At 63.8% G+C, this 26,965-nt stretch carries 26 protein-coding genes; 7 read left to right on the forward strand and 19 right to left on the reverse strand.

Features of this window, described 5'->3' with window-relative positions; genetic code table 11:
• Positions 1-273: 273 nt before the first annotated feature.
• Positions 274-438: a hypothetical protein gene (locus tag FJ977_RS28590; protein ID WP_140775498.1), complete on the forward strand. Its 165-nt coding sequence runs from the start codon at positions 274-276 to the stop codon at positions 436-438.
• A 26-nt stretch (positions 439-464) separates the two neighbouring features.
• On the opposite strand, the gene FJ977_RS28595 is transcribed toward FJ977_RS28590, so the two are convergent.
• From FJ977_RS28595 to FJ977_RS28680, 18 genes are all read right to left on the reverse strand, one after another.
• A complete protein-coding gene (locus tag FJ977_RS28595) occupies positions 465-1,166 on the reverse strand; it encodes a tRNA (guanosine(46)-N(7))-methyltransferase TrmB (protein ID WP_140775499.1) in 702 nt (233 codons plus the stop codon).
• A 26-nt stretch (positions 1,167-1,192) separates the two neighbouring features.
• Positions 1,193-2,458, reverse strand: a complete 1,266-nt coding sequence (metK, locus tag FJ977_RS28600; RefSeq protein ID WP_140775500.1) for a methionine adenosyltransferase — start codon at positions 2,456-2,458, stop codon at positions 1,193-1,195.
• Positions 2,459-2,626: 168 nt separating this feature from the next.
• On the reverse strand, positions 2,627-3,046 hold the full coding sequence (locus FJ977_RS28605) for a helix-turn-helix transcriptional regulator (RefSeq protein ID WP_140607758.1): 420 nt from the start codon (positions 3,044-3,046) through the stop codon (positions 2,627-2,629).
• Positions 3,047-3,184: 138 nt separating this feature from the next.
• Positions 3,185-4,774, reverse strand: a complete 1,590-nt coding sequence (gene lnt, locus FJ977_RS28610; protein ID WP_140775501.1) for an apolipoprotein N-acyltransferase — start codon at positions 4,772-4,774, stop codon at positions 3,185-3,187.
• A 163-nt stretch (positions 4,775-4,937) separates the two neighbouring features.
• Complete coding sequence (locus FJ977_RS28615) at positions 4,938-5,408, reverse strand: VOC family protein (RefSeq protein ID WP_140775502.1); 471 nt, start codon at positions 5,406-5,408, stop codon at positions 4,938-4,940.
• Positions 5,409-5,424: 16 nt separating this feature from the next.
• The gene (locus FJ977_RS28620) at positions 5,425-6,501 is read right to left on the reverse strand and encodes a hemolysin family protein (protein ID WP_140775503.1); all 1,077 of its coding nucleotides are present in this window, start codon (positions 6,499-6,501) and stop codon (positions 5,425-5,427) included.
• 27 nt (positions 6,502-6,528) lie between these two features.
• Complete coding sequence (gene ybeY / locus FJ977_RS28625) at positions 6,529-7,035, reverse strand: rRNA maturation RNase YbeY (protein WP_140775505.1); 507 nt, start codon at positions 7,033-7,035, stop codon at positions 6,529-6,531.
• Positions 7,036-7,053: 18 nt separating this feature from the next.
• Entirely contained in the window at positions 7,054-8,046 is a 993-nt protein-coding gene (locus FJ977_RS28630) for a PhoH family protein (protein WP_019863063.1), read from the reverse strand.
• An 83-nt stretch (positions 8,047-8,129) separates the two neighbouring features.
• Positions 8,130-9,539, reverse strand: coding sequence for a tRNA (N6-isopentenyl adenosine(37)-C2)-methylthiotransferase MiaB (miaB, locus tag FJ977_RS28635; RefSeq protein WP_140775506.1), 1,410 nt, complete (start codon positions 9,537-9,539; stop codon positions 8,130-8,132).
• 75 nt (positions 9,540-9,614) lie between these two features.
• Positions 9,615-10,415, reverse strand: a complete 801-nt coding sequence (locus FJ977_RS28640) for a 1-acyl-sn-glycerol-3-phosphate acyltransferase (protein ID WP_140775507.1) — start codon at positions 10,413-10,415, stop codon at positions 9,615-9,617.
• Between the two features lie 130 nt (positions 10,416-10,545).
• On the reverse strand, positions 10,546-11,040 hold the full coding sequence (rimI, locus tag FJ977_RS28645; RefSeq protein WP_140775509.1) for a ribosomal protein S18-alanine N-acetyltransferase: 495 nt from the start codon (positions 11,038-11,040) through the stop codon (positions 10,546-10,548).
• Positions 11,040-11,717, reverse strand: coding sequence for a tRNA (adenosine(37)-N6)-threonylcarbamoyltransferase complex dimerization subunit type 1 TsaB (tsaB, locus tag FJ977_RS28650; protein WP_140775510.1), 678 nt, complete (start codon positions 11,715-11,717; stop codon positions 11,040-11,042). The genes rimI and tsaB overlap by 1 nt, the downstream gene beginning before the upstream one ends.
• A 101-nt stretch (positions 11,718-11,818) precedes the next feature.
• Positions 11,819-12,922 (reverse strand): DUF1513 domain-containing protein, encoded by a 1,104-nt coding sequence (locus FJ977_RS28655; RefSeq protein ID WP_140775512.1) that lies wholly within the window; start codon positions 12,920-12,922, stop codon positions 11,819-11,821.
• A 3-nt stretch (positions 12,923-12,925) separates the two neighbouring features.
• Positions 12,926-14,005 carry an imelysin family protein gene (locus tag FJ977_RS28660; protein ID WP_140775513.1) on the reverse strand — a complete coding sequence of 360 codons (1,080 nt, stop codon included), beginning with the start codon at positions 14,003-14,005 and terminating at the stop codon, positions 12,926-12,928.
• Positions 14,005-15,606 carry a di-heme oxidoredictase family protein gene (locus FJ977_RS28665; protein WP_140775514.1) on the reverse strand — a complete coding sequence of 534 codons (1,602 nt, stop codon included), beginning with the start codon at positions 15,604-15,606 and terminating at the stop codon, positions 14,005-14,007. The genes FJ977_RS28660 and FJ977_RS28665 overlap by 1 nt, the downstream gene beginning before the upstream one ends.
• A gap of 12 nt (positions 15,607-15,618) precedes the next feature.
• On the reverse strand, positions 15,619-16,104 hold the full coding sequence (gene bfr, locus FJ977_RS28670; protein ID WP_140775516.1) for a bacterioferritin: 486 nt from the start codon (positions 16,102-16,104) through the stop codon (positions 15,619-15,621).
• Positions 16,070-16,381, reverse strand: a complete 312-nt coding sequence (locus FJ977_RS28675; RefSeq protein WP_140775518.1) for a (2Fe-2S)-binding protein — start codon at positions 16,379-16,381, stop codon at positions 16,070-16,072. The genes bfr and FJ977_RS28675 overlap by 35 nt, the downstream gene beginning before the upstream one ends.
• A 111-nt stretch (positions 16,382-16,492) precedes the next feature.
• A complete protein-coding gene (locus FJ977_RS28680; RefSeq protein ID WP_140775519.1) occupies positions 16,493-17,782 on the reverse strand; it encodes an imelysin family protein in 1,290 nt (429 codons plus the stop codon).
• Positions 17,783-18,215: 433 nt separating this feature from the next.
• Here FJ977_RS28680 and FJ977_RS28685 point away from each other — a divergent pair, with 433 nt between their 5' ends.
• Genes FJ977_RS28685 through FJ977_RS28695 form a run of 3 tightly spaced genes read left to right on the forward strand, consistent with a single transcriptional unit; the run spans position 18,216 to position 20,069 of the window.
• Positions 18,216-19,469, forward strand: a complete 1,254-nt coding sequence (locus FJ977_RS28685; protein ID WP_140775520.1) for an FAD-dependent oxidoreductase — start codon at positions 18,216-18,218, stop codon at positions 19,467-19,469.
• Between the two features lie 37 nt (positions 19,470-19,506).
• On the forward strand, positions 19,507-19,737 hold the full coding sequence (locus FJ977_RS28690) for a type II toxin-antitoxin system ParD family antitoxin (RefSeq protein WP_027061046.1): 231 nt from the start codon (positions 19,507-19,509) through the stop codon (positions 19,735-19,737).
• A gap of 5 nt (positions 19,738-19,742) precedes the next feature.
• A complete protein-coding gene (locus tag FJ977_RS28695) occupies positions 19,743-20,069 on the forward strand; it encodes a type II toxin-antitoxin system RelE/ParE family toxin (RefSeq protein WP_140775522.1) in 327 nt (108 codons plus the stop codon).
• A gap of 32 nt (positions 20,070-20,101) precedes the next feature.
• On the opposite strand, the gene FJ977_RS28700 is transcribed toward FJ977_RS28695, so the two are convergent.
• Positions 20,102-21,379, reverse strand: a complete 1,278-nt coding sequence (locus tag FJ977_RS28700) for a 4-aminobutyrate--2-oxoglutarate transaminase (protein ID WP_056570441.1) — start codon at positions 21,377-21,379, stop codon at positions 20,102-20,104.
• Between the two features lie 238 nt (positions 21,380-21,617).
• On the opposite strand from FJ977_RS28700, the gene FJ977_RS28705 reads away from it, so the two are divergent.
• From FJ977_RS28705 to FJ977_RS28715, 3 genes are read left to right on the forward strand one after another with little or no spacing between them, the layout of a single operon-like run.
• Complete coding sequence (locus FJ977_RS28705; RefSeq protein ID WP_140775523.1) at positions 21,618-22,751, forward strand: efflux RND transporter periplasmic adaptor subunit; 1,134 nt, start codon at positions 21,618-21,620, stop codon at positions 22,749-22,751.
• Positions 22,748-23,824: an efflux RND transporter periplasmic adaptor subunit gene (locus tag FJ977_RS28710; protein WP_140775525.1), complete on the forward strand. Its 1,077-nt coding sequence runs from the start codon at positions 22,748-22,750 to the stop codon at positions 23,822-23,824. Before FJ977_RS28705 ends, FJ977_RS28710 begins: the two co-directional genes overlap by 4 nt.
• The gene (locus tag FJ977_RS28715; RefSeq protein WP_140775526.1) at positions 23,824-26,919 is read left to right on the forward strand and encodes an efflux RND transporter permease subunit; all 3,096 of its coding nucleotides are present in this window, start codon (positions 23,824-23,826) and stop codon (positions 26,917-26,919) included. Before FJ977_RS28710 ends, FJ977_RS28715 begins: the two co-directional genes overlap by 1 nt.
• Positions 26,920-26,965 lie beyond the last annotated feature (46 nt).

The following is a 26,965-nucleotide window of genomic DNA, read 5'->3' on the forward strand; positions in this document are numbered from 1 at the left end:
TTCGAACCTATCGGCAGGTAATAAAAAAGAGCGGGACCGGGTGGACCCACTCTTCGTCATACCGACCAAGAATTTGAGGCTGATATAAACGAACACGGCCCGTATTTCAAGCCCGCCGTGGCAAACCGACGAGGTATCACGCCGCCGCGCCAGCGTTGCGTCAGACGCATGGCCTCCATGCAGCCGCCCCTCTGTGAGCTTTGATGCCGCATCCCCATTTGCAGTGCATCACAAAAAATTAAAGAGATTTCGCAGACGCGAAAGGGCACGACCATGAGCAACCGTAAGATTTTTTCCGCCATAGGCGATCTGTTCACGACGTTTGGCAGCGCGGTGGCCGCATCGCGCGCCGTGGAAGCCGGCCGCAAGCCGCGCGCTGACGACCTGCGCAAGCTTGGCATGGATCCGGCTGTCTTCAACCGGATCGGTCGTTTCTGAAAATCCGGCGGGATGCGCCGTGATACTTATTTCCTGATAAAAGTCAGATAGGCCGGCGGCCGGCCCTCGCGAATGGCCTTCGCCTCGTAACGCGTGCCTGGCCAACCATCGTAAGGGCGATGCCAATCCGCCGCTTCCGCTGCCTGCCATGCGAAGGCGCCATGCGTCCGGCAATGAAGCAAGGTCCAGTTGACATACGTATCGATGTCTGACGCGAAGCGGAATTTTGAACCCGGTTTCAGGACGCGGGCGAAACGGTCAAGGTTGACCGGGCTGACGAAACGCCGCTTCCAATGCTTCTTCTTCGGCCAGGGATCGGGATAGAGAAGGTCTATGCCATCGAGCGAGGCCGGGGGTAACCAGTCGAGCAGCCGGGTGGCATCGTCGTCGTAAACCCTGAGATTGGCCAGCGGCCTCGCCCGCACCGCCATCATCATCTTGGCCATGCCGTTGACGAAGGGCTCCACACCGATGAAGCCGACCGTCGGCGTCTCGATTGCGCGATGCAGAAGATGCTCGCCGCCGCCAAAGCCGATTTCGAGCCGGACCGCCGAAATGTCAGCCTCAAACAGAGTGCGCAGATCCGACGGCGCTTCGGCCGTCAGGTCGAGCCGGTAGGCGCCAAGCCCGCTTTCCAAGGCCGCCGCCTGCTGCGGGCGAACGGGCTTGCCGCGTCGGCGACCGAAGAAGGCTTCGGTCGCGCGGCTTGGCCTGTTTTCAGGGCTCATCTGGTTGGCGCAGGGTCTGTCGCAGCTCAGGCCGCGACAGCATCCTTGAGCGCCTTGGCGAGATCGGTCTTCTCCCAGGAGAAAGACCCGTCGCGGCCGGCCTTGCGGCCGAAATGACCGTAAGACGACGTCTTGGCGTAGATCGGCTTGTTGAGGTCGAGATGCCGGCGGATGCCGGATGGCGACAGGTCCATCACGCTGCGCAGCGCTTCCTCGAGCTTTGCCTCGTCGACCTTGCCGGTGCCGTGCAGGTCGACATAGACCGACAGCGGCTGGGCGACGCCGATGGCGTAGGAGAGCTGGATGGTGCAGCGGTCGGCAAGCTTCGCCGCCACGACATTCTTGGCCAGGTAGCGCGCCGCATAGGCGGCCGAACGGTCGACCTTGGTGGTATCCTTGCCAGAGAAGGCGCCGCCGCCATGCGGTGCCGCACCGCCATAGGTGTCGACGATGATCTTGCGGCCGGTGAGGCCGGCATCACCGTCCGGGCCGCCGATGACGAACTTGCCGGTCGGGTTGATGTACCACATGCAATCGTCGGCAATCTTGAGATCACCAAGCGCCTCGCGGATATAGGGTTCGACGACCTTGCGGACTTTCTTGGAATCCCAGGTCGCGTCGAGATGCTGTGTCGACAGCACGATCTGCGTTGCCTCGGCGGCCTTGCCGTCAATGTAGCGGACGGTAACCTGGCTCTTGGCGTCCGGTCCGAGCTTGCCGGCCTCGCCGTTGTTTTCGTGGCGGGCGGCGGCCAGCAGTTCGAGGATCTTGTGGCTGTAGTAGATCGGCGCCGGCATCAGGTCCGGCGTCTCGCGGCAGGCATAGCCGAACATGATGCCCTGGTCGCCGGCACCTTCCTCGCCCTGGCGGTCGGCGGCGTTGTCGACGCCCTGGCCGATGTCCGGCGACTGGCCGTGCAGGAGAACCTCGATCTTCGCTGTCTTCCAGTGGAAGCCGGCCTGCTCGTAGCCGATCTCGCGGATCGCCTTGCGGGCGACGGATTTGAACTTCGCCGGATTCACGACCGGGTGACCCGCCGCGTCCTTGAGGATATTGCCGGCCTTGTCCTTCTTCAGCAGCGTCTCGGGGACGCGCACTTCGCCGGCGATGACGACACGGTTGGTGGTCGCCAGCGTCTCGCAGGCGACACGCACTTTCCATGGGTCCATGCCGGTCTTCTTGGCTTCACGGTAAACCAGATCGACAATTTCGTCGGAGATCCGGTCACAGACCTTGTCGGGATGACCCTCGGCAACGGACTCCGAGGTAAAGAAGTAATTCTGCCGCGTCACGGGTGTCCCCTCTTGAAAAACGATCGGCAGGCTGCCGATTTTGGCGCGCCACGTGTTAGCGGGGCAAAGCGCCGCTCGTCAAGCGTTGCCGCCGTTCTGGCACGACTGTCGATATCAATATCTTGTGCCACCGGCGGCGGATGCCGCCGGTGGCAGGCGCATTGAGCGTCAGTCGAGGTCGTCCGCGGCGAGCGACTTCACCAGATCGATGATCCTGCGCCGTACCTTGACGTCGGCGATCTTGACGAAGGCCCGGTTGAGCTGAAGGCCTTCGGGACTGCCGCAGAATTCCACGGCGAAAGCCATCGACGCATCCTCGGCAAAGCCACGATTGGCCGCGGACTCCTGACCCGGCGCATCCTCGAAAAAGAAGGCGACGGGCACGCCGAGTATGGAGGCAATCGCCTGCAGGCGGCTGGCGCCGACGCGGTTGGTGCCCTTTTCATATTTCTGGATCTGCTGAAATGTGATGCCGAGATTCTCGCCCAGCTTTTCCTGGCTCATTCCGAGCATGTTGCGCCGGAGCCGGACGCGACTTCCAACGTGGATGTCGATGGGATTCGGTTTTTTCTTGTTTTCTTCTGTCATTTTTTCCTCGCCGAATTTTTTCGGCTTTGTGATTTTTTCCCACCCAAACAAAGCCGGGGGCGACTGCCCCAACAGAACGATCCACCGGCTTTGAGAAATTTTCAGGCAGTACAGTATGAGTTTCTAATGTGTCGACTGTCAATTCACCCGTAGCCTTTGCCTTACGTTCAACAGCGCCCCCACCACCGCAAACAGCAACATGATCAGCATTCCGTTAATGCGCCGCTGGCCCGGGGAAACGACCGTCTGTCCGGAAATCGGCACCTTCACATCGATGGCGCCGCGCGCGTCGATCGCCAGCGCATCGACGATGCGTCCGTGTGGATCGACGACGGCCGAAATGCCGTTGTTGGCAGCACGCAGCAAGGGCAATCCGTTCTCCACCGCGCGAATCTGGGCTTGTCTGAAGTGCTGATACGGTCCCGGCGTGTCCCCAAACCAGGCATCGTTGGTGACGTTCACAATAAGCTGCGCTGACGTAGCGTCAACTGCCACAAGATCCGGAAAGATCACCTCATAACAAATAAATGGCAGGGCTCGGATGCCGCCAGGCAGCGTGATGGCGTGCCGCTCGTTACCGGCTGCGAACGTCACCGGCCCGGCAACAAGCTGGGCGATGCCGAAACGGTTGAGCAGATCGGCGAAAGGCAGGTATTCGCCGAACGGCACCAGATGGACCTTATCGACGGCATCAGTGATTTCGCCCTTGTCGTCGATCGCCACCACGGAATTGTAATAACGGCTGTCGGCAGCCGCGGAGCCGCCTTCCTCGCGGACGACGCCGGCGATCAGCATCTGGCCATCGGCCAGCATGTCGCCCAGCGCCGTCAGCGCATCCGGACGCTCGGTGAAGAGGAATGGCACCGAGGTTTCCGGCCAAAGAATCAGTTGTGGCTTACCATGACCGGGGTCCGGCGCCTTGGCGGACAGGCCCAGCAAGGTGGCGAAGATACGGTCGCGCACCGAGGCGTCCCATTTTTCCGACAGGTCGACGGCAGGCTGGACGATGCGGACATCAAGGCTGCGCTGCGCCGGCTTTTCAGGAGCTGCAAGCCTGACATAGCCGAACCCGACATGGGCCACCGCAAGCAGGACGAACAGCGCCGCGCCCAGGCGAAGATGCCGGCGCGCCGCCAGCAGCGCGGGTAGCGAAAAAAGGAACACCGCAAGCGCATTCATACCGATCATGCCGGTCACCGAGACGCTCTGCATCAGCAGAGGCACGGGCATTGCCGCGTAACCGATCGCATTCCAGGGAAAACCGGTGAACAGGAAGCCGCGCAGCCACTCCGTCAGCCCGAAGCCGAAGGCCAGGGCGGCAATGCGGCCGATATCGCTGCTCCACAGCAGCCGGGCAACCATCGTTGCGAAGCCATAGAAAAAGGCGAGCGCGAAGGGAATACCGACCACGGCGAAGGGAAGCGCCCAGGCAAAATCATCGGCCTCGACCAGCAACGCCGAGCCTATCCACCAGAGACCGGCGAGGAAATAGCCGAAACCAAACCACCAGCCTACGGCGAAAGCCGGCCGCAGGCGCCGGAACAGGCTGCCGGAGGCTTCGCCGGTCGCGCCATCAAGCAGCCAGACCAGCACCGGAAACGAGATGAAGCAGGCTGCGAAGAAATCATAGGGCGCCTGCCCAAGCACCGTCAGCGCTCCGGCAAGAAAGGCCACGAGCGCGCGCCGCCAACCCCAAAGCAGAATTATCCGGCCGGCAAGGCGCTCCATGCATACTTCCGAGTCGCGCGAATCAGGACGCAAGATTTATCAGGCCGCGGCCTGTGCTCCAAACGGCCGATCAGCCGGGATGCCTCGACCGCCGCTCTAAAGCGGTCTTTGTTCTTATGCATGTCGTTCCCCCAAAATCGAGGTCACCTCTGGGCGACGCCCCTTAACGGTGCCAACCGTCGATGCGCAGGCCACTCAGCCGCTCGGCTTCTTCGCGGGAAACGGAACGGATGGGCTGGGTGAAGGTCCAGACATGCCCCTCGGGATCGCAGGCCCGATACTGGCGTTCGCCGTAGAACTGATCGGTCGGCTCCTGGATTATTTCGGCGCCGGCCGCGCGCGCCTGCTCGCAATGCGCATCCAGCCCGCCCACGAGCCTGACGTAGACCGACTGCGTGTTCTTGCCCGACACCGAAGCAGGGCTGGCGACATAATCGCTCCATTCGGAATCGACGATAATGTAGCAATCGCCGAAGCGCATCTCTGAGTGGACGAGCTTTCCCGCGGCATCGGTCACCACCATGCTGGGCTCGAAGCCGAAAGCCGCTTCGAGCCATGCCAGCGCTGCGCGAGGATCCCTGTAGAAGACGCAGGAACCCAGACTTGCGTGCCTGAACGGGTCGTCGATCGTCATTGAAGAGCCGAACCGTTCAGGCTTGTTCGGTGCGCGCCGTGGCCCGCCGGCGGCGCTCGCCCTTCTGGCTCTGCACGATGCGCACGCGCTTGACGCGGCGCGGATCCGCATCGAGCACATGGAACTCGAAGCCCGGAATGGCCTGTACCACCTCGCCACGCGTCGGCACGCGGCCGAGCGTGTTGAAGATCATGCCGCCAATGGTGTCGACATACTCGCCATGCTCGCCGGCGGCGAAGTCCTCGCCGATCATCTTGGCGACGTCGTCGATCTCGGCCTTGCCGTCGACGATGAACACGCCGTCACCGGCCTGGGTGATCATCGGCTCGTCATCGTCATGCTCGTCCTCGATGTCGCCGACGACCATCTCGACAATGTCCTCGAGCGACACAAGTCCGTCGGTGCCGCCATATTCATCGATGACCAGCGCCATCTGCGTGCGCGTCGTCTGCATGCGGCCCATCAGGTCGGAAGCAAGCATCGATGGCGGCACGAACAGAACCTGGCGGATCAGGTTGAGCTCGCCGATGGTGCGCGCGAGATCTACCTGGGCAAGATCGAGCTGCGTGGTGGCAGGCGTCTTCCTGGTCGTGCGGCCCTTCTTGACGCGCGCGAGCTTGGTGATGTGAGCCAGCACGTCGCGGATATGGACCATGCCGCGCGGGTCGTCGAGCGTCTCGGAATAGACCGGCATGCGGGAATGGCCGGATTGTTCGAAGGTGCCCAGTAGGTCGCCGAGCGTCGTGGCGATCTCGACCGCCTCGATGTCGGCGCGCGGCACCATGACGTCCTCGACGCGTACCTCGCGCAGGCGCAGGATGTTGTTGAGCATGGCGCGCTCGCCAGGCGAAAAGGATTCCGCATCGCTAGCCGTCTCGGCCAGCGCGCCGGCGATTTCCTCACGCAGGCTGGTGCCGTTGCGTTGCCGAAACAGGCCCAAAACACGGTCGAACAGGGAAGGTCCGGCAGGCGAAGGCTCGCTGGCAGCGCTGCCGGTTACGGTACTCGGACTTGATCCCTCTTCCGACGTGTCGGAAGCCTTGGGCGCACTGCCGGCGTCGGGGCGGGCGGCAGTTTCTGGTTTGTCGTTCATCGTCGTCCGGTCAATTGTCAGATGTAGTTACGCGTAGGGATCGGGAATGGCAAGCCTTGCAAGCGCCACGCGTTCGATGGCTTCCATCTCCTCGGCCTCGGCGTCGGTCTCGTGATCATAGCCCAGCAAATGCAGCAGGCCATGGATGACGAGATGGGTGATATGGTTCTCCAGGGGCTTGTCTTCCAGTGCCGCCTCGCGCGCCACTGTCTCGGCGGCAAGCACGATATCGCCCAGCATGGGCGGCAGCGGGCCGCCGGGCACGGGCGGAAAAGCCGGGAAAGACAGGACGTTGGTGGGTTTGTCCTTGCCGCGCCAACCGGCATTGAGCGTACGGATATGGGCGTCGTCGGAAAAAACGACGCTGAGCTCGGAACGGCCGGCCACGGCGGTCTCGGCGAAAGCAGCATCAACCGCTCGATCGACCAGCCGCGTCAGGCTTGCCTCATCGGGCCAGTCGCCCGCTTCGACCGATATATCGATGTCGACGGGCACCGAAAGGCTCCCGTCGCCGGATAAATTGTCCTCAGGCATGAAGCCGCATCGCTGAAATCAATTCTCCGCGCCGAGGCCGCGCGCCAGCTTGGCATCCCGGTCATAGGCCCTGACGATCTCCGCCACCAGCGGATGGCGAACGACGTCGACATCGTTGAAGCGCACGGTTACCGCGCCGGCCACACCGTCGAGGACACGCAAGGCCTCGACCAGCCCCGATTTGGTGCTCGGAGGAAGGTCGATCTGGGTCGGATCGCCGGTGACAATCATGCGCGAGTTCTCGCCAAGACGCGTCAGGAACATCTTCATCTGCATCGGCGTGGTGTTCTGTGCCTCGTCGAGAATAACAGCGGCATGCGCCAACGTGCGGCCGCGCATGAAGGCGAGCGGCGCGATTTCGATGACTTCAGCGGCAATGGCGCGCTCGACCTTGTCGGCCGGCATCATGTCGTAGAGCGCATCGTAGAGCGGCCGCAGATAAGGATCGACCTTCTCCTTCATGTCGCCGGGCAGGAAGCCCAGCCGCTCGCCGGCCTCGACGGCCGGCCGCGACAGAATGATGCGCTCGACCATGCCGCGCTCGAGCAGCATCGCCGCATGCGCCACCGCCAGATAGGTCTTGCCGGTGCCGGCAGGACCGATGCCGAATACCAGTTCAGACCGCTCGAGCGCCCGCATATAGGCGTCCTGGTTCAGCGAGCGCGCATAGATGGTCTTCTTGCGGGTGGCGATCTGGGCGGCGGAGACCTTGCCCTTGCGCTCCAGCGTCGGCAGCGTGAGCTGATCGTCGGCGGCGACCGCCATGCGCACGGCACCGTCGACATCGGACTGGCCGATATCGACGCCTTTCTGCAGAATCCCGTAGAGATTGTCCAAGGCACGGCGCGCCTGCTCGGCGGCAGAAGCGGACCCCTTGATGGTCAGCTGGTTGCCGCGCGAGCGTATATCCACGCCGAGCTTCTGCTCGAGCCGGGCGAGGTTCTCGTCGAACTGACCGTAAAGGGCGCTGGCAAGCTTGTTGTTGTCGAAAGTCAGAACGATGTGCGCCATGTCAGAAGCCCCAGATGCCGGTACCGGGGGCAGGTTCTTCAGCTCTGCTGCGCTCAACCGTCTCTCCTCATCTGCCGAGACCATCAGGCCAATTCGGCGAACAGGCTGTTGTAGCCCGTCTTCGTGATTCGCACCTGGATAATGTCACCGATTTCGCCGGCCTTTTCATCAACAATAACGGGCTGCAGCCAAGGTGAGCGGCCGACCTTCTGACCAGCCTGGCGGCCGGGCTTCTCGATCAGCGTGTCGATGGTGCTGCCAACAAGGCTCAAGCCGAAATCCTGCTGTTGTTTCAGGAGCAGTGCCTGGAGGCGCTGCAAGCGCTCGTCCTTGATGGTTTCGGGCACATGATCAGGCATGTCGGCGCCCGGCGTGCCCGGACGCGGCGAATATTTGAACGAGAAGGCCGAAGCGTAGTTCACCTGGCGCACCAGTTCCATGGTCGCCTCGAAATCGGCTTCCGTCTCGCCGGGGAAGCCGACGATGAAGTCACCGGACAACGCGATATCGGGGCGCGCGGCGCGGATGCGGTCGAGCAACGCCAGATAATCCCTGGCCGTGTGCCTGCGATTCATCGATTTCAGGATGCGGTCGGAGCCCGATTGCACCGGCAGATGCAGATAGGGCATCAGCGACGGCAGGTCGCGGTGGGCCGCGATCAGTTCGTCGTCCATGTCGCGCGGATGGCTGGTGGTGTAGCGCAGCCGGGCCAGGCCGGGGATCTCAGCCAGCCGGAACAGCAGCCGGCCAAGGCCCCACTCCTCGCCGTTCCCGCCCTGGCCGTGCCAGGCATTGACGTTCTGGCCAAGCAGCGTCACCTCGCGCACGCCGGCTTCGGCCAGGCGCTCGGCTTCAGCAACGATCTGCGCCACCGGCCGCGAGACTTCCGAGCCCCTGGTATAGGGTACGACGCAGAAGGTGCAGAACTTGTCGCAGCCTTCCTGCACCGTGAGGAAGGCGGTGACGCCGCGCTTGATCACCTCGGCGCGCTTGGGCTGCGGCAGGTGTTCGAACTTGTCCTCGATGGCGTAGTCGGTCTCGACGATCTTCTCGCCGCCGCGCACTCTCGCCAGCACGTCGGGCAGCCGGTGATAGGTCTGCGGCCCGATGACCAGGTCGACGGCCGGCGAACGCCTGATGATCTCCGCACCCTCGGCCTGCGCCACGCAGCCGGCGACGCCGATCAGCAGTTCTCGGCCGGCAATGGCGCGCTCCGCCTTCATGTCGCGGATGCGGCCGAGTTCGGAATAAACCTTTTCGGCCGCCTTCTCCCTGATATGGCAGGTGTTGAGCAGCACCAGATCGGCCTCGCCGATGGCATCGGTCGCGGTATAGCCGTCGGCGGCCAGCGCGTCGGTCATGCGCTGGGAGTCATAGACGTTCATCTGGCAGCCATAGGTCTTGACGAAGACCTTCTTCGCTGCCGTGGCGCGCACTGCCTGCTGTCCGGCCACGGTGCCGATGTCGTCGCTTTCAATCGTGTTCAAGTCCATCCGGCGGCTTCTAACGCCTTTCCGTGACAAAAAACAGACGATTCTCGGTGTGCGCCGCCAAGGCGCATGTCGGGGCTAGCGGCTCGGGCGCGGATCGGCGAGTGCCGCCTGCATCATCCCGCGCACCTGGCTTTCCATCAGCTTCGACGTTTCCTTGCGGTTCGAACCCTTCGCAAAGGCGATCGGTTCGCCGAAATGCACTTCGACGTCGAGCGCGCCTTCCGCCATCAGCACCTTGAGATGCGGCATCAGATCCTCGTCCCCGATCCAGGCCGCGATCGGCCGGTGCCGACGGCCGAGCGGCACGCCATGCAGGCGCGTATAGGCGATCGCCACCGGCTGAATAAACACCTGCTCGGCCGCTCCCTCCGAAATCGCCATCGAGGCGGCGCCGAACAGCGTGCTCTTGAACGGCAGGACGACGTTGCCGTCACCGGTCGACCCCTCGGCGAACAGCACCATGGCGTCGCCCTTGGCCATGCGGCTGGCGATCTCGCTTGCCTGGTCGCCGGAGGAACGCTTGCGCTCGCGCTCGATGAAGACGGTGCGCTGCAGCTTGGACAGCATGCCGATCAGCGGCCAGCCTTCCATATCGGCCCTGGCGATGAACTTCACATCGGCAAAAGAGCCCAGCACCATGATGTCGGTCCAGGAGATGTGGTTCGAGGCAACCAGCAACGGGCGCTTGGCCGACAGCGCCCCTTTGACATGGACGCGCATGCCAAGCGCCCTGAGCACAAGCCTGTGCCAGATCTTGAGGATGAAGGTTTCCGGCCACCAGTCGGTCTTCATCGACAGGATTTGCAGCGGCACCAGGACCAGCGAACCGGCGACGACAAGGCCCAGGGCCAGGAAAATCCTGATTTTTCCGATCATGCTGTCCTGGTCCTGCCATTACAGCGCCGCGCGTTCTCTCGGATGCGCAAAGGACGCCGTAATGCTTTAATCTCGGCGCATGATCCTTTCCGAAAATCGGAACCGATTTTCGGGGTCATGCGGCGTCTGGCTAGCGAAGATCGCGGCGCATGACAAGCGCACCGGTCGGCCCGCGATCGGGCGACCTGTAATAGTCCGGGCGCTTGCCGACTTCGCGGAAGCCCAGCCGACGGTAGAGGGCGATCGCGGCGACGTTGGTCTCGTCGACCTCCAGGAACAGCGCTTCGGCGCGTTGCACATGCAGTTCGCGCAGCACAGCGTCCATCAACTGCCAGCCCAGTCCCTGGCGGCGATGAGATCGCGCCACCGCGACAGTCAGGATCTCGCCCTCGCCGGCGGCCAGCCGGGCCAGCACGAAACCGACAGGCGGCTTGGCGCCCTGCCCGGTTTCGCGCGCGGCGTAGCCGAACACGGTGTCCTGCTCGAGCAAAGCGGCGAACTCGCCATCGGTCCACGGACGGACGAAATCCTCGCGATGCAGCAACGAGACCGCGGGGCTGTCGGTGATCCTGAGCGGCTCGAGCGCATAGTCCCGGCGCCGTGGCTGTAAGAAAGGTATGCGCATTAATTCTGTTGCCTTGAAAGAATAAATCCGGCTTGCGGCTTTGCATCGGCGCCGCGCAGGTAAAGTGGTTTCGGCCTTTCACCCTCGCCTTTGGCGGCGGCAAGGCGGGCGTATGTGACAATGTCGGCGGTGGCCGTCCGAGGCCCGATGTCGGAAACCCGACCCGCCGATGCGGCGATCTGCACCGCCGCGGTGCCGGCAAGCACCGCAAGATTCTCCATCGCCAGAGCTGTGGCTTCCGGCAATTTGGTCACCGCTGGACCGTAAGTCAAAACTGACATTTTATCGTAGAGCGCGGCATGGATTTCCTCGCGGCCGGCATCGAGCGCCGCCAGCACGGCGCGGCCGGGAAATGCCGCTGCCGCCTCGGCGGCCAGTGCCTCGAGCGTCGTCACCCCGATCGCCGGTATTTTCAACGCCAGCGCCAGGCCGCGCGCGGTCGATACGCCGACGCGCAGGCCGGTGAAGGACCCTGGGCCGACAGAGACGGCAATGGCGCCAAGGCCGGGATAGTCGGTCGCGCCCGCCTTCAGCGCCTCGGCGATGACGGCCATCAGGTGCTCGGCATGGCCCTTGCCGAGATCGAGCACCGCGCGGCCAAGCTCCCGCCCGGCCGCCGCGTCGTAGACGCAGGCGGCGCAGAGGCTGGCGGCACAGTCGATGGCAAGCACTTTCATGAAACGAAACAACCGGTTCCGAAAAACAACTTCCCTGTGCCCGCCAAGGGGCGCCACCGCAAGCATAATTTGTTAAGCGGCTTCGCTTCGCCGCCTCGACGTCAAACCTGCTCGATGCGCAGCATGTGGTTGTCCCAGACATAGTCCGGTTCCGACCGTGTCGCGCCGCTGCCCTCGATGATCTCGCCGGCGCCGGTGGTTGCCATGAAGCCAGCTCCGTCCGGCGCCAGGCCACAGACCTCGACCAGCGCACTGGTCGAGACCACCCTGCCGCTCACCACGTCGACCACGGCAAGCGAATTGCCTTCCGGTGACGAGACGGCGACGGTGCCCGCCAAGGGATTGGCGGCGACCGAGCCTATATAGTTGCGGAAGCCGGACAGCACGTCCGGCGACATGTCGAGCAGTTGCAAATCCTTGCCGCGCGCGGCGCGGCCGACCAGCAGCGGACGGTCGGTGCCCGGCCCCCTATACTGACAGCCGAACCAGACGGTGCCGGCCTGGTCGGTGTCCATGTGGCGGATCGACAGTTGGTGCAGGGAAGCCGCCAATTCATGCTTCTCGATCAGGTCGCCCGTGACACGGTCGATCAGCACGTAGGACGGCTTCATGGTGGCGATGTTGAGTTCCGCGCGGCCATAGTCGGGATGGGTCTCGATGCCGCCATTGGCGACCGCGATCGTCCGGCCATCGCCCAGCAGCAGAAGCTCGTGCGGACCCATGCCGTAAGTCGGGAATTCACCGATGCGGCTGAACTTCGCCCGCGCATCGTAGATGCCGACGACGCCGGCAGCGTTGTCGAAGTCGTTCTCGGTGGCATAGAGCAGGGCGCCGTCGGGCGAGAACACCCCATGGCCGAAGAAATGCCGGCCGGTGATGCTGGCGATGGTCAACGGGGCGTCGCGGCCGGTATGATCGAACACCACGGCGAAGGTGCCGGGCTGGCGGGCAAAGACCACTGAGCGCTTCGATACGGGATCGAAGGTGACGTCATGGCCGCGATCGGGCAGATCGATCGCATGCAGCACCTTGCCCGCCTCGGACAGGACGGCGGCGCCAAAACTGCCGTCGCGCTTGACGAAGGCGGTGGCGAAGACGGCGTCGGCAGCAAGTGTCCTTGCCCAGGCGGACGGTGCCATCGCAGCGGCAAAGCCGATGCCCGCGGCTCTCAGGAAATCCCGACGATCGATCAGCGGCGTTTTCAAGGATCAATCTCCATCGAGCGACGAAAAGCCTGCGGTCAGGCCGAATTCGGCGGTCAGCCGGGTGCCGATCAGAGTCGACAGGCTCGAGGTTATCAGGGCGAAATGCTCGAGTTTCTCGCGCAGAGCCGGGTCCGCGAGCGCCTTGTCGATCGGACCCGGGACGGACTTCGCGGTGGCGACACCGTTGACCAGCTGGATATGGATCGACTCGGCCATCCAGCGCGCATCGGGCGGCAGCGCATCGCCAAGTTTGGAGGCCTGGAACAGCGCATCGATGCCGGCGAGATTTCCCGCCAGCGAATTGGTGGTGTTTTGCGAACGCCAGTAGATCGCCTGCTTGGGCTTGTCCGCCTCGGGCTTGCCGCCAAGGAAACCTTTCAGGCGGACATCCCGGACCATCTCCAACTCGTTGATGAAAACGCCGACCAGTTCGGTCACCGCTTCGTTGCCGTCGCGGTAAAGCGCGTTCTGCGGCCCGGGATTGGCCCAGAGTGCGGCAAAACCGTCCGGCTTGTTCCAGGCTGCGCTGACCTCGCCAGCCATGGTTTGGATATTGCCGGCAACCGCCGCGCCATAGGCGCAGCGATAGGGATCATCCTTACCCGTCAGTGCATCGGCGCCGTCGCCGAAAAGCACGAATTCCAGCGCGCCGAGCCCCTGCATGGCGACGCTCTTGCCGGCAAGCTGTGCCGGATCGGCGGCTGCCGGATCCTTGTCCGACAAGGCCGCCTGCACCTGTTTGAGACCGATGCTCTTGCGGTCCGGCCAGAACAGCATGCGCTCCAGACGGTTGTTCTCCTTGATCGGTCCAAAACCGATGATCTCGGCCGATGACCAGGCATGGACCGTGGTGGAAAACTCGGTGCGCGCCGTGTCGAGTTCGCCTCGCGAAGGCGCCTCGCAGAGCTTGTGCATCGCTTTCGTCAAGGTTTCGGCATGCTGGTGCAAATCGGCATAGGCCGGGCGGACGAAGCCGTCGATCGCCCGCTGGACGATGTCGGAGGCTTTCACCGCCGCCGATGCGGGGAAGGCACCCAGCAGGGCCAGCGGAAGAGCGAGAACCAGGGCGGAACGCTTCAGCATCAGAGTGACTCCAGGAATTTGATCAGTGCATCGCGCTCGGCCACATCGGTGGCGGCAAAGCGGTCGCGCGCCTTCTGCGCCTCGCCACCATGCCACAGGATCGCCTCGGTCAGGCTGCGCGCGCGTCCATCGTGCAGAAAGAAGGAATTGCCGTTGACGGTTTCGGTGAGGCCGATGCCCCACAGCGGCGGGGTGCGCCACTCGCTGCCCGTCGCGTCGCCTACCGGCTGGCCGTCAGCCAGGCCGGGACCCATGTCGTGCAGCAGGAAGTCGGAATAGGGCCAGATCAGCTGGAAGGCCTGCGCCTTGTCGGGCGCATCGCGACGAGTGACGAATTTCGGCGTGTGGCAGGAAACGCAGCCCATCTCGTAGAAGACCTTCTTGCCGGCGAGCACATCAGGCGCAGCGAGATCGCGGCGTGCCGGCACGGCCAGGTTCTGCGAATAGAAGGTGACGAGATCCATCACCGGCGTCGGCGCCTCGACCGGACCGAGGCGCGCCTGCACGCCATTCGGCATTGCGAGGCATTCCGACTGCGCGGCGGTGCAATCTCCCCAATGTCTTGGTTCTTCCGGCGTCGAGATGCCGATATCGCCGGCAAAGGCATCCGCGGCCTGCTGCCGGATCGATGCGGTCTGCGCCTTCCAGCCGAAACGGCCAAGCGTCAACTCGCCGCTCAGACCGTCGAGCACGATGTTGGGCCTGCCGGAAATGCCGTCATTGTCGCGGTCGTCCGGATCGGCGTGGGCCAGAATATCCGCCGGCGCGATCTGCTCGATCAAGCCAAGGCCGATCATCGGCGGCGTCAGGCGCGGCGACAGCGTGGTATGCGGATCGAGCGGCCCATAGGCGAGATCAGTGACGGAATAGTTGGGCTTGCGCAGGGAAACCACGTTGCCATCCGTCAGCTCCACCTTACGTTCCTGATAGTCGACGCGCATCCGGCCTTCGCCGCGCAGGCCGGGCACCGCCAGCTCCTGCAACTGCGTGCCGTAGACCGGGTCGGGAAAATTGAGCAGTTGGCGGTTGGCGATCGCCGCTTTTTCCTCGGCGCTGCGGGCGTCCCGCGCCAGGCGCAGGAACATCGAGGTGGTGCCGGTATCGCCTTGCGGCGGACGGCCGCGGCCGTCCTTCAGATGGCAGTTCTGGCAGGCCCGCTCGTTGAACAGCGGACCAAGCCCGTCCGACGCCTGCGTCGAGGATGGCGAAGAGACCCAGTTCTTGCGGAACAAGGCGTTGCCGAGCTTGAAAGTGCCCTCTTCCTCGAAGGTGATGTTGGCCGAGGATTGCGAGAAGGCGTCGCGGCTGACGTCCTTCTCGGACGTGCCGGCGCCACCTTGCATCAGCTCGAACGGCTCGGGTTTGGAGAAATCCGTGGTCGGCCTGGTGACGGCGGTGACACGCGCCTGATCCCGGGCATTGAGGTCGCCGCGCGTGGTGGCAAGGCTGGCTGGCTGAAGGTCACCCGCGATCGCGGACGATGTCAGCGCCAGGACAAGAATTGTACAGCGCCGACCAGCCGGTCCGGCTGGCCTTTTCAGGAGGAGCGGCGAGCCGGCGGCCCGCCGCGAGCGGCGCAGGAATTCTAGGGGGCGCCGCATTCCCGCATGCCTTTACTCCGCCTCGTTGGCCGAGTCGGCGTTGAGCTGGCCGTACTTCTCCTCGCCGATCGAGGCGAGCAGGTCGAGCTGCGTCTCTAGAAAGTCTATGTGACCTTCCTCGTCGGCCAGCAGATCCTCGAACAGTTTCATCGTCACGTAATCGCCCACCTCGTGGCAGATCTCGCGCGAACGCTTGTAGGCAGTGCGCGCGTCATATTCGCCGGCAAGGTCGGATTCGAGCACTTCCTTGACGTTCTGCCCGATGCGCAGCGGCGCCACGGACTGCAGGTTCGGATGGCCTTCAAGGAAGATGATGCGCGCGATGAGCTTGTCGGCGTGGTGCATCTCCTCGATCGATTCCGCCCGCTCCTTCTTTGCCAGCTTGGTGTATCCCCAATCCTCCAGCAGACGGAAATGCAGCCAATATTGGTTGACGGCTCCAAGCTCCAGAAAAAGAGCCTCGTTAAGCCGCTCGATGATCTGACTTTCGCCCTTCATGGGTTCTGCTCCCGTATTGGATGCGCAGGCCTCTGACGCGATCCAGATGTGAAACGACATCCACGCCGCTCGCCTCCGAGCGGGCATGGTAATTTTCGGTGACCCGAATGATCGTTTCCACCACATTTGGGAAGCAGCCGCAACAGCGACCGCGCTTTTGCATCGAGTGATAGATCTTTGCCGGCACGATAAGTTGCCAAGGGTCCTGGTCCAGCAGCCCGATGATCGTCTGCTCGATCTCTCTCTCCGTGATGATGTTGCAATGGCAGATCAGCATTTATAGTGCTCGGATGGCTGACGGCGCCTTCCGCGCCGTGTGGCTTGATTGGTCCTGGAGCCCATTCCGGAGCCAATTGTCAGGCTCCGGAACCGCGCACCAGGTTCGGTCTTACTTGAACACCTTGTCGGGCGCGTCGAGGCTGTCGGAGCCTTCGAAGGCGATGGCGTTGAGTTTCAGCGAGCCAACGGCACGTTCGATCGACTTGGTCTGGTCGACCAACGCGTCGATCGCCGCCTGCACGGTGGCGTTGCCTTCCTTGTTTCCTTCAGCGATCTGCTGGTCATAGGCCTCACCGGCCTCGGCCCGCGCCTTGATCGCCTCCATCTTGGCGACGGTGACATCGAGCTTGTCGGACAGCTCCTTGTCGATCGCCGGATCGGCTGCCTTGACCATGTCATGCACCGAAGGCCCCGAAACGAGGGTGCCGTCGAGCCTGGTATAGCTGGCGAGGTAGGCGGCACGGATGCCGATCGCGTCATAGAGATGCGAGTTGTAGGTGTTGTCGGAGAAGCAGTCATGCTCCTCTTCCGGGTCGTGCAGCAACAGGCCGAGCTTCATGCGCTCGCCGGCCAGTTCACCATAGGACAGCGAGCCCATGCCGGTGAAGATGACCGAGATCGCGGTGTTCGGCTCGCCATCGACCAGGTTCTTGCGCGCCGCGCCGTCTTCCTTCCAGTTGCCGACCATCTCCTGCAGGTCCGAAACCAGAAGCGTGCTGGCCGACTTCAGATATTCTGCACGGCGGTCGCAATTGCCGCCGGTGCAGTTCTTGAGGTCGTAGTCGGTGTAGGGGCGCTCGCCGGCGCCCGGGCCGGTGCCGTGCAGATCCTGGCCCCAGAGCAGGAATTCGATGGCGTGATAGCCGGTGGCGACATTAGCCTCGATGCCGCCGGCCTCCTGCAGCGTGCCGGACAGGAATTCCGGCGAAAGCTTGGAGGCATCGACCTTCTTGCCGTTGATCTCGATTTCCTTGTTGGCGATGACATTGGCGGTATAGAGCGAATTCGCATCCGATTCGGTGCCGTAGCTCTTGGCGACATAGTCGATCAGGCCTTCGTCCAGCGGCCAGGAATTCACCTTGCCTTCCCAATCGTCGACGAGCTTGTTGCCGAAGCGGTAGACCTCGGTCTGCTGGTAAGGCACGCGCGATGCTTTCCAGGCGTCGCGAGCGGCCTTGAGCGTGTCCGCGGACGGATTGGCAAGCAGCGCGTCGACCGCCTTGTCGAGGGCCTGGGCCGCGGTCAGCGAATCCTCATATTTGGCAAGCGCGATGTCGGAATAGGTCTTGATGACCGCTTTCGCATCGGTTTCCGCCTTGGCCGGCAGCACAAACACCGCCGCCGTCAGCAGTGCCGTGGCGCCAATCGCCGCAAGCCTGCCGCCATATCGTGCTGTCATTATCGCTCTCCAGTTTTTTGGAAATTGTATAAACGGCGCGTGCGGCGGCCGGCGCCAGGCCATGTTGATGCCATGGGGCGCAAGACTTGCCACGCGATCGCGCGGTTCAGGGAAGAAAGACACCAAAATGCCTCCAATCGAACGGGTTCAAGGCCCAGACATCAAAGGGATGCGCTAACGCGCAGGCTTCCATAAAGCTTCGACGCCCATGGAAGTCAATGAAAATCGTCTGGAAAAGCCAATTGAAACAATAGTTTAGAATTATTCTAAACTACGAAGGTCAACTTTATGTCTCGACTGTACCGGCTTTGCCGCCGAACTGTACGATTGACAGCCGTCATCCCGGGTGCGACCCGCAAACGCTCACTTGCGGCGGCGCCAGACAATTGCCACTTGGCGAGACGCCCTAGGATCGAATCGGGATCGGAATGCGATGAAGAACGGTGTGGTCATTGTCGGTGCGGGTCACGCGGGCGTGCAGGCGGCCGCCAGTCTGCGCGAGGACGGCTATGACGGGCCGGTGATCCTCGTCGGCGACGAGAAGGAGTTGCCTTACCACAAGCCGCCGCTGTCGAAGACCTTCATCAAGGATGCCGAGGCCAAGCCGCAACCCTTGCGGGGTGAGGCCTTTTATACCGGCAACGCGATCGACTACCGGCCGGGCATCCGGATCGAGCGTATCGATGCCAGCCGCCACAGCCTGGAGATATCAGGCGGCGGCGAACTTGCCTTCGACCATCTGATCCTGGCGACCGGGTCGCGCCCACGCGTCCTGCCGCTGCCAGGCTCGGACCTGTCCGGTGTCTTGTCGTTGCGCTCGCTGGCCGACGCACGGCTGATCCGGGAGCTCAGCGCAAACAGCGAGGATGTCGTCATCCTCGGCGGCGGTTTTATCGGACTGGAGATCGCCGCGACGCTGCGCGCGGCCGGCCGCACGGTGACCGTGGTGGAAGCGGTCGACCGGCTGCTTGGCCGCGCGGTGGCGCCCGTGGTGGCCAACCATGTCCGCCAGCGGCTGGAGGCGAGCGGCGTGCGCATCATGACCGGTACCTCGATTTCAAGGCTCGAAGGCGAAAACGGCCATGTCGTGGCCGCGATCACCTCGTCGGGCGAAAGGCTGCCGGCGCGCATGGTCATCGTCGGCATCGGCGCCGTGCCCAATGTCGAGCTGGCACAGGACGCCGGCCTTGCCATCGCCAACGGCATCCGCGTCGACCACCAGATGCGCAGTTCGGTGCCGGAAATCCTGGCCATCGGCGACGCCGCCTCCTACCGGCACTGGTTCACCGGTGGCGACGTGCGGCTGGAATCGGTGCAGAACGCCACCGACCAGGCGCGGCTCGCGGCCCGCACGATCACCGGTCACGCGGACGCCTATTCGGCGGTGCCATGGTTCTGGTCCGATATTGGCGACATGAAGCTGCAGATGGTCGGGCTGACCGCCGGCGGCGACAGCCACGTCGTGCTGGGCGACCTGCCCGACAACAAGTTTTCCATCTATCACTATGCCGGCGACCGGCTGCTCGGCATCGAATCCGTCAACCGCCCCGGCGACCACATGCTTGGCCGCAAGATGCTCGGTGCCGGCTTCTCGCCGACGCCGCAGACAGTGGCGGCGGGGCCGGATGGGCTGAAGGCGGCGCTGGCCGAGTTTCAAAATATAGAACCAGCCAAGGCGAGAGCATAGGGTTGCCAATTTTTGCCATACCCCATAAAATGCCTGCATGAGCACCATGAACATCTCACTGCCCGACAGCTTGAAGCATTTTGTCGATCAGCAGGTGACTGATCGCGGCTATGGCACGAGCAGCGAGTATGTGCGTGAATTGATCCGCCACGATCAGGATCGTCAACTTCTGCGTGGTTTGCTCCTTGAGGGCGCATCATCGGCGCCGGGAGCTCCCGTTGATGATGACTATTTTGCCGCGCTGCGAAAACGGGCGCAGGGCCAGTAATTTACGTGGCCACAAAGGCAGTTATTCCTCGAAACCTTGCTCTGCGGGATATCGAGGACGCTGTTGATTACTATGCGCGCGAAGTTGGTTCGCATATGGCATTGGGCTACGTCGGGGAGCTTCAAAACGCCTACAAGTTGATAGCGAGCTATCCGGCATCTGGCTCTCTTAGGTTTGCCTACGAAATTGGACTGCCTGGTCTGCGAAGCGTGCAACTCAAGCGCTATCCGTATCTGATCTTCTATCTTGAGCAGCCCGACCATATCGATGTGTGGCGGGTGCTGCATGCCAAGCGGGACATTCCCGCCTGGCTACAGAATCCAAGCTCCTGACAATAGGGCTTGAAGAGAAGTGGCGCTGCGTTTCAGGCAGCGCAGACTTCGCGGATCGAGCTTTCCAGGATGTCGAGCGCCTCGTTCATGACCTCGTCCTGGATGGTGATCGGTGCCAGGAAACGGATGACGTTGCCGTAGACGCCGCAGGTCAGCAGGATCAGGCCTTTGTCGAGTGCCTTCAGCCGGATGGCGTTGGCGATCTCGGCCGAGGGCAGGCCCTTCTTGACGTCGTTGAACTCGACCGCGTTCATGAAGCCGAGGCCCCTGATATCGACGATCTCGGGCACGTCGTCGCGGATCGACTGCAGGCGCTGCTTCAGCCGCGCGCCAAGCGTGTTGGCGCGGTCGCACAGCTTTTCGTCCTCGATCACGTCAAGCACGGCGTGTGCCGCGGCGACGCCGATCGGGCTGCCGCCATAGGTGCCGCCGAGGCCGCCCGGGCCAGGCGCGTCCATGATCTCGGCGCGGCCGGTCACCGCCGACAGCGGGAAGCCGCCGGCAAGACTCTTGGCCATGGTGGTGATGTCGGCCGCGACCTCATGATGATCCATCGCAAACATCTTGCCGGTGCGGGCGAAGCCCGTCTGCACCTCGTCGGCGATCAGCAGCATGCCGTGCTGGTCGCAGAGCTTGCGCAGCGCGGTCAGGAGTTCGCGCGGCGCGTCGTAGAAGCCGCCCTCACCCTGGACAGGCTCGATGATGATCGCGGCGACGCGGGCCGGATCGACATCGGCCTTGAACAGCTTGTCGAGCGCGGCAAGCGAATCGGCGACCGAGACACCATGCAGCGCCACGGGGAACGGCACGTGGTAGACGTCGCCCGGCATGGCGCCGAAGCCGACCTTGTAGGGAACAACCTTGCCGGTCAGCGCCATGCCCATGAAGGTGCGGCCGTGGAAGCCGCCGCCAAAGGCGATGACGGCCTGGCGGCCGGTGGCGTTGCGGGCGATCTTGATGGCATTTTCGACCGCCTCGGCGCCGGTGGTGACGAAAATGGTCTTCTTCTCGAACTTGCCGGGCAGCATGGCGTTCAGCCGCTCGGCCAGCCTGACATAGCTCTCATACGGCACGACCTGGTGGCAGGTGTGGGTGAAACGGTCGAGCTGCGCCTTGACCGCCTCGATCACCCTGGGGTGGCGGTGGCCGGTGTTGACGACGGCGATGCCGGACGAGAAGTCGATGTAGCGGCGGCCCTCGACATCCCAGATCTCCGAGTTTTCAGCCCGGTCGGCGTAGATTTGCGTGGTCATGCCGACGCCGCGCGAGATCGACTGGTTCTTGCGTTCGGAAATGGCTGAATTCTTCATGATATCCCTCATCGGGCCGGCGCCCGTCCTCGTTGATCAGATGTCTTCTGACCTTATTTCATGTTTTCCTCAAGTCGGCACCAGCGGATGGCGATTGGGCCTGCGACGAGCAGATCTCCGCCCTTAACCAGTCGGGCGATACAGGTACGAGAACGGTTTCCTTTTTCGGGGGATCGATTATCCTCCGCATATCGGCGAGGCATTGCTGTCAGCGAGTGGCCCGCGGCTGGGGGAGCCCATGAGCAGGAACGCGACATCGTCCGTCTCGCCGCCATCCGTCAAAACCTCCAGCCTTTTGTCTTTTCCCTCGGCAGTCTGCGTCTGCGCAGCCGCCCTGCTGCTGGCCGGTTGCCAGAAGCAGGAAGCGGCGGCCAAGAAACTGCCGGTCATGGTGCGCGCGGAAACGGTGGCGATGGCCGACTACGCACCGAGGACCTCGCTGACCGGGGTGATCGCGGCGCGCACGCTGAACAATCTGTCGTTTCGGGTCGGCGGCCGCGTCGCCGAGCGGTTTGTCGATGTCGGCCAGCATGTCGACCAGGGCGCGGTGCTGGCCCGCATCGATCCGCAGGAACAGGAATCCGATCTGCGCTCCGCACAAGCCGATCTCGATGCGGCGCAGGCGCAGCTGACCCAGTCCGCCGCCGCCTTCCAGCGGCAGAAGACGCTGCTTGCCCAGGGCTTCACCACCAGGCGCGACTATGACGCCGCCGACCAGGCGATGAAGGTGGCGCAAGGCAGTGTCGATGCCGCGCAGAGCGCATTCGCCAATGCCCAGCAAAACCTGTCCTTCACCGAGCTCAAGGCGGGCGCCCCCGGCGTCATCACCGCCCGCCAGGTCGAAACCGGCCAGGTGGTGCAAGCGGCGCAAACCGTCTTTACCGTCGCCGAGGACGGTGACCGTGACGCCGTGTTCAACGTGCAGGAGACGCTGGTCGCCAGGACGCCGGCCTCGCCGGCGGTGACGATCACGCTGCTGGCCGATCCGCAGGTCCGGGCAACTGGCAAGGTGCGCGAAATCTCGCCGGTGGTGGACCAGGCCTCCGGTTCGATCCGGGTCAGGGTCGGCATTGCCGACACGCCCGCCGGCATGCCGCTGGGGGCGGCCGTGATCGGCTCGGTCGGCGCCAAACCGACGAAGGCGATCCTGTTGCCCTGGCAGGCCCTGACGTCCAGCGCCGGCAGGCCGGCCGTCTGGATTGTCGACCCAGCGACCAAGGCAGTGTCGACGACGCCGATCGAGGTGCTGGCCTTCGATTCGGGCACGGTCGTCGTCGCCAGCGGTCTCAACGAAGGCCAGAGTGTCGTTACCGCGGGCGGGCAGTTACTCAGTCCCGGCCAGACGGTGGAGATATCGGGGGCGGGCCAATGAACCGGCTGCCACGAATCTTGCTTGGCCTGTTCGCGCTTGGCGCGCTTGGCGCCTGCTCGAAATCCGAAGAAAAGCCGACGGAAATCATCCGGCCAGTGCTTTCGGTGGTGGTCGAGCCGCGCACGACCGAGACCTTCGGCTTCGCCGGCTCGGTCGAGCCGCAGGTTAGCGCCGACCTTGCCTTCCGCCTGCTTGGCCGGGTCGTCTCCCGCGACGTCAAGGTCGGCGACATCGTCACCAAGGGCACGACGATCGCCGCGCTCGACCCGACCGCGCTGGAACTGGCGGTGCAGGCGGCCAAGGCAGAGCTCTCCAATGCCGAGGCACAGTTCGCCAACGCCGCGGCGAGCGAGGAGCGCCAGCGCCAGCTGCTGGCGTCGGCCAACGCGTCGCAGGCCGTCTTCGATGCCGCGCAGCAGGCGCGCAAGGCCGCGGAAGCCAGCGTCGAGCGGGCCAGGGCTTCGCTGGCCAAATCGCAGGAACAGCTTGGCTATGCCAGGCTGTTCTCCGACTTCGACGGCGTCGTCACCGCGGTCGGCGCCGAGGTCGGGCAAACGGTCTCGGCGGGCCAGACAGTCGTCACCGTGGCGCGCTCCGACCTGCGCGAAGCGGTGGTCGACATTCCCGACCAGCTGATCGGCGATCTCACCGCCGGCACGCCGTTCCAGGTCATCCTGCAATCGCTGCCGACGATCCAGACCGAGGCCAAGCTGCGCGAGATCGCGCCACAGGCGGAGGGCTCGACGCGCACCCGGCGCGTGCGGCTGACGCTCACCGATCCGCCGCAGGCCTTCAGGCTCGGCTCGACGGTAACGGCAACCCGCGTGACCAAGGTGGCGCCGACGATCGAACTGCCCATGTCGGCGTTGCTCGAAAAGAACGGTTCCGACAAAGTGTGGATCGTCGATCCGCAGACGTCGAGCGTGAGTACGCGCGACATCAAGATCGCTTCCAGGAATGGCGGCACCTTCACTGTGGCCGAGGGACTTGAGGCCGGCATGCGCGTGGTCACCGCCGGTGTCCATAGCCTGAGCCAAGGCCAGAAGGTTAGAGTGCCGGAGGGCGGCGTCTGATGAAGGGCTTCAATCTCTCCGACTGGGCGCTCAGCCACCGCTCCATGGTCTGGTATTTCATGCTGGTCTTCGTGGTGGCCGGCATATTCTCCTACCTCAATCTCGGCCGTGAGGAAGACCCCAACTTCACCATCAAGACGATGATCATCCAGGCCAACTGGCCGGGCGCGTCGGTCAAGGAGACGGTGCAGCAGGTGACCGACCGCATCGAGAAGAAGCTCGAGGAGCTCGACAGCCTCGACTTCACCAGATCCGTCACCACCGCCGGCCAGACCGTCATATTCGTCAACCTGAAGGACACCACCAGGGCGCGCGATGTCGTGCCGAACTGGCTTCAGGTGCGCAACATGGTCAACGATATCAAGGCGCAGTTTCCGCAAGGCGTGCAGGGGCCGTTCTTCAACGACCGCTTCGGCGATGTCTATGGCAACATCTACGCCTTCACATCGGACGGGCTGACACCGCGCCAGTTGCGCGACTATGTCGAGGACGTCCGCACGAGAATCCTGACCGTGCCCAATGCAGGCAAGGTCGATCTCGTGGGGGCGCAGGACGAAGCCATATATCTGGAATTCTCGACGCGCCAGATCGCGGCCCTTGGCCTTAACCAGCAGGCAATCGTCGCCAGCCTGCAGGCGCAGAACGCGATAACGCCGTCCGGCGTCATCCAGTCCGGACCGGAGCGCATCAGCGTGCGCGTCGGCGGCCAGTTCACGTCCGAAGAGAGCCTGCGTGCCATCAATCTGCGCGTCAACGACCGCTTCTTCCGGCTGAGCGACGTGGCGACGATCACACGTGGCTATGTCGATCCGCCGACGGCGCTGTTCCGTTTCAACGGCCAGGACGCCATCGCGCTCGCCATCGGCATGAAGCCCAACGCCAATCTGCTCGAATTCGGCGCGGCGCTGCACAGAGAGATGGACAAGGTGCTGGCCGACCTGCCGGTCGGCGTCGGCGTGCATCTGGTCGCGGACCAGCCGGTGATCGTCGAGGAGGCGGTCTCGGGCTTCACCCGCGCGCTGTTCGAGGCGGTGGCCATCGTGCTTGCTGTCTCGTTCATCAGCCTTGGCATGCGCGCCGGCTTCGTCGTGGCGCTGTCGATTCCGCTGGTGTTGGCCATCACCTTCACGGTCATGGAGTATCTCGGCATTTCGTTGCAGCGCATTTCGCTGGGCGCGCTGATCATCGCGCTCGGGCTTCTGGTCGACGACGCCATGATCGCGGTCGAGATGATGGTGGCGCGGCTGGAGGTTGGCGACAACCTGCGCAAGGCGGCGACCTATGTCTACACGTCGACCGCTTTCCCAATGCTGACCGGCACGCTGGTGACAGTCGCCGGCTTCATCCCGATCGGTCTCAACTCAAGTGCCGCCGGCGAATACACCTTCACCCTGTTCGTCGTCATCGCCGTGTCGTTGCTGGTGTCATGGATCGTGGCGGTGCTGTTCGCGCCGCTGCTGGGAGTAACCATCCTGCCGGCGACGATGAAGACCAAGCATCACGACCAGCCTGGCCGATTCACCTCGCTGTTCCGGCGGGTGCTGGTGTTTTCGGTGCGCCGGCACTGGCTGACCATCATCGTCACGGTGCTGTTGTTCGCGGCCTCGATCGCCGGCTTCGGCCTCGTCCAGCAACAGTTCTTCCCGCCGTCGGACCGGCCGGAGCTGATCGTCGACTGGAACCTGCCACAGAACTCGTCGATCGCCGAGACGCGCGACCAGATGGAGCGGTTCGAGCAGCGGGCGCTGGTCGGCAATCCCGACATCGATCATTTCTCGTCCTATATCGGCCAGGGCGCGGTGCGCTTCGTGCTGGCCTATGACGTGCAGCCGGCCAACCCCTATTTCGGCCAGACCGTGATCGTCACCAAGAGCCTCGAGGCGCGCAACCGGGTCAAGCCGGCGCTGGAGAAGCTGCTGCGCGAGGAGTTTGTCGGCACCGACGCATTCGTCAAACTGCTCGAACTCGGACCGCCTGTCGGCCGTCCGGTGCAGTATCGCGTCGGCGGTCCCGACATCCAGACGGTGCGCGAGTTGGCGCAGCAATTCGCCGGCCTCATCTCGGCCAATCCGAAGCTCGCAGCACCCACCTTCGACTGGAACGAGCCGCAGCGCGTGCTGAGGGTCGACGTGCTGCAGGACAAGGCACGCCAGCTCGGCATCACCTCGTCCGACATCGCCAGTGCGCTCAACAGCACGGTCGGCGGCGCCACCATCACCCAGGTGCGCGACGCCACCTATCTGATCAATGTCGTGGCGCGCTCACGCGATGCCGAACGCGGCTCGATCGGGACGCTGCAGAACATGCAGCTGCCGACCAGCAGCGGCGAAGCCATCCCGCTCGCGGCGGTGGCCAATTTCAGTTACGATCTCGAGCAGCCGACAGTGTGGCGGCGTGACCGCATTCCGACGATCACCGTGCGCGCCGGCATGGTGGGCGACACGCTGCCGGCCACCGTGGTCAACGAGTTGAAGCCGTCGGTGGATGCCTTCATCGCCAAGCTGCCGCCGGGCTATTCGGTCGAAACCGCCGGCTCGGTCGAGGAAAGCGCCAAAAGCCAGGGGCCGATCGCGGCCGTGGTGCCGCTGATGCTGTTCATCATGGCGACCATCCTGATGGTGCAGTTGCAGAGCTTCCAGCGTCTGTTCCTGGTCGTGGCGGTGGCGCCGCTCGGGCTGATCGGCGTGGTGGCCGCCCTGGTGCCGAGCGGCGCGCCGCTCGGCTTCGTCGCCATCCTCGGCGTGCTGGCGCTGATCGGCATCCTGATCCGCAACTCGGTCATCCTGATCGTGCAGATCGAGGACCTCGTCCGAGAGGGTAAGGACCGATGGACGGCCGTCATCGAGGCGACCGAACACCGCATGCGGCCGATCGCGCTGACGGCGGCCGCCGCCAGCCTGGCGCTGATCCCGATCGCGCGCGAAGTGTTCTGGGGCCCGATGGCCTACGCGATGATGGGCGGCATCATCGCGGGTACGGCGATCACGCTGCTGTTCCTGCCGGCGCTTTATGTGACGTGGTTCCGGATCAAGGAGCCCAAGCAGGAGCAGGACGGTGCGCAAGGCGAAGCACTGCCGGAGGGCGGGGCGGCATAAACGGAAGTGCGTTCATTCGATACAAAATTGACAGCCGACGGGACAG

Origin of the sequence: Mesorhizobium sp. B2-1-3A (assembly GCF_006442655.1) — a bacterium.
GTDB lineage: Bacteria > Pseudomonadota > Alphaproteobacteria > Rhizobiales > Rhizobiaceae > Mesorhizobium.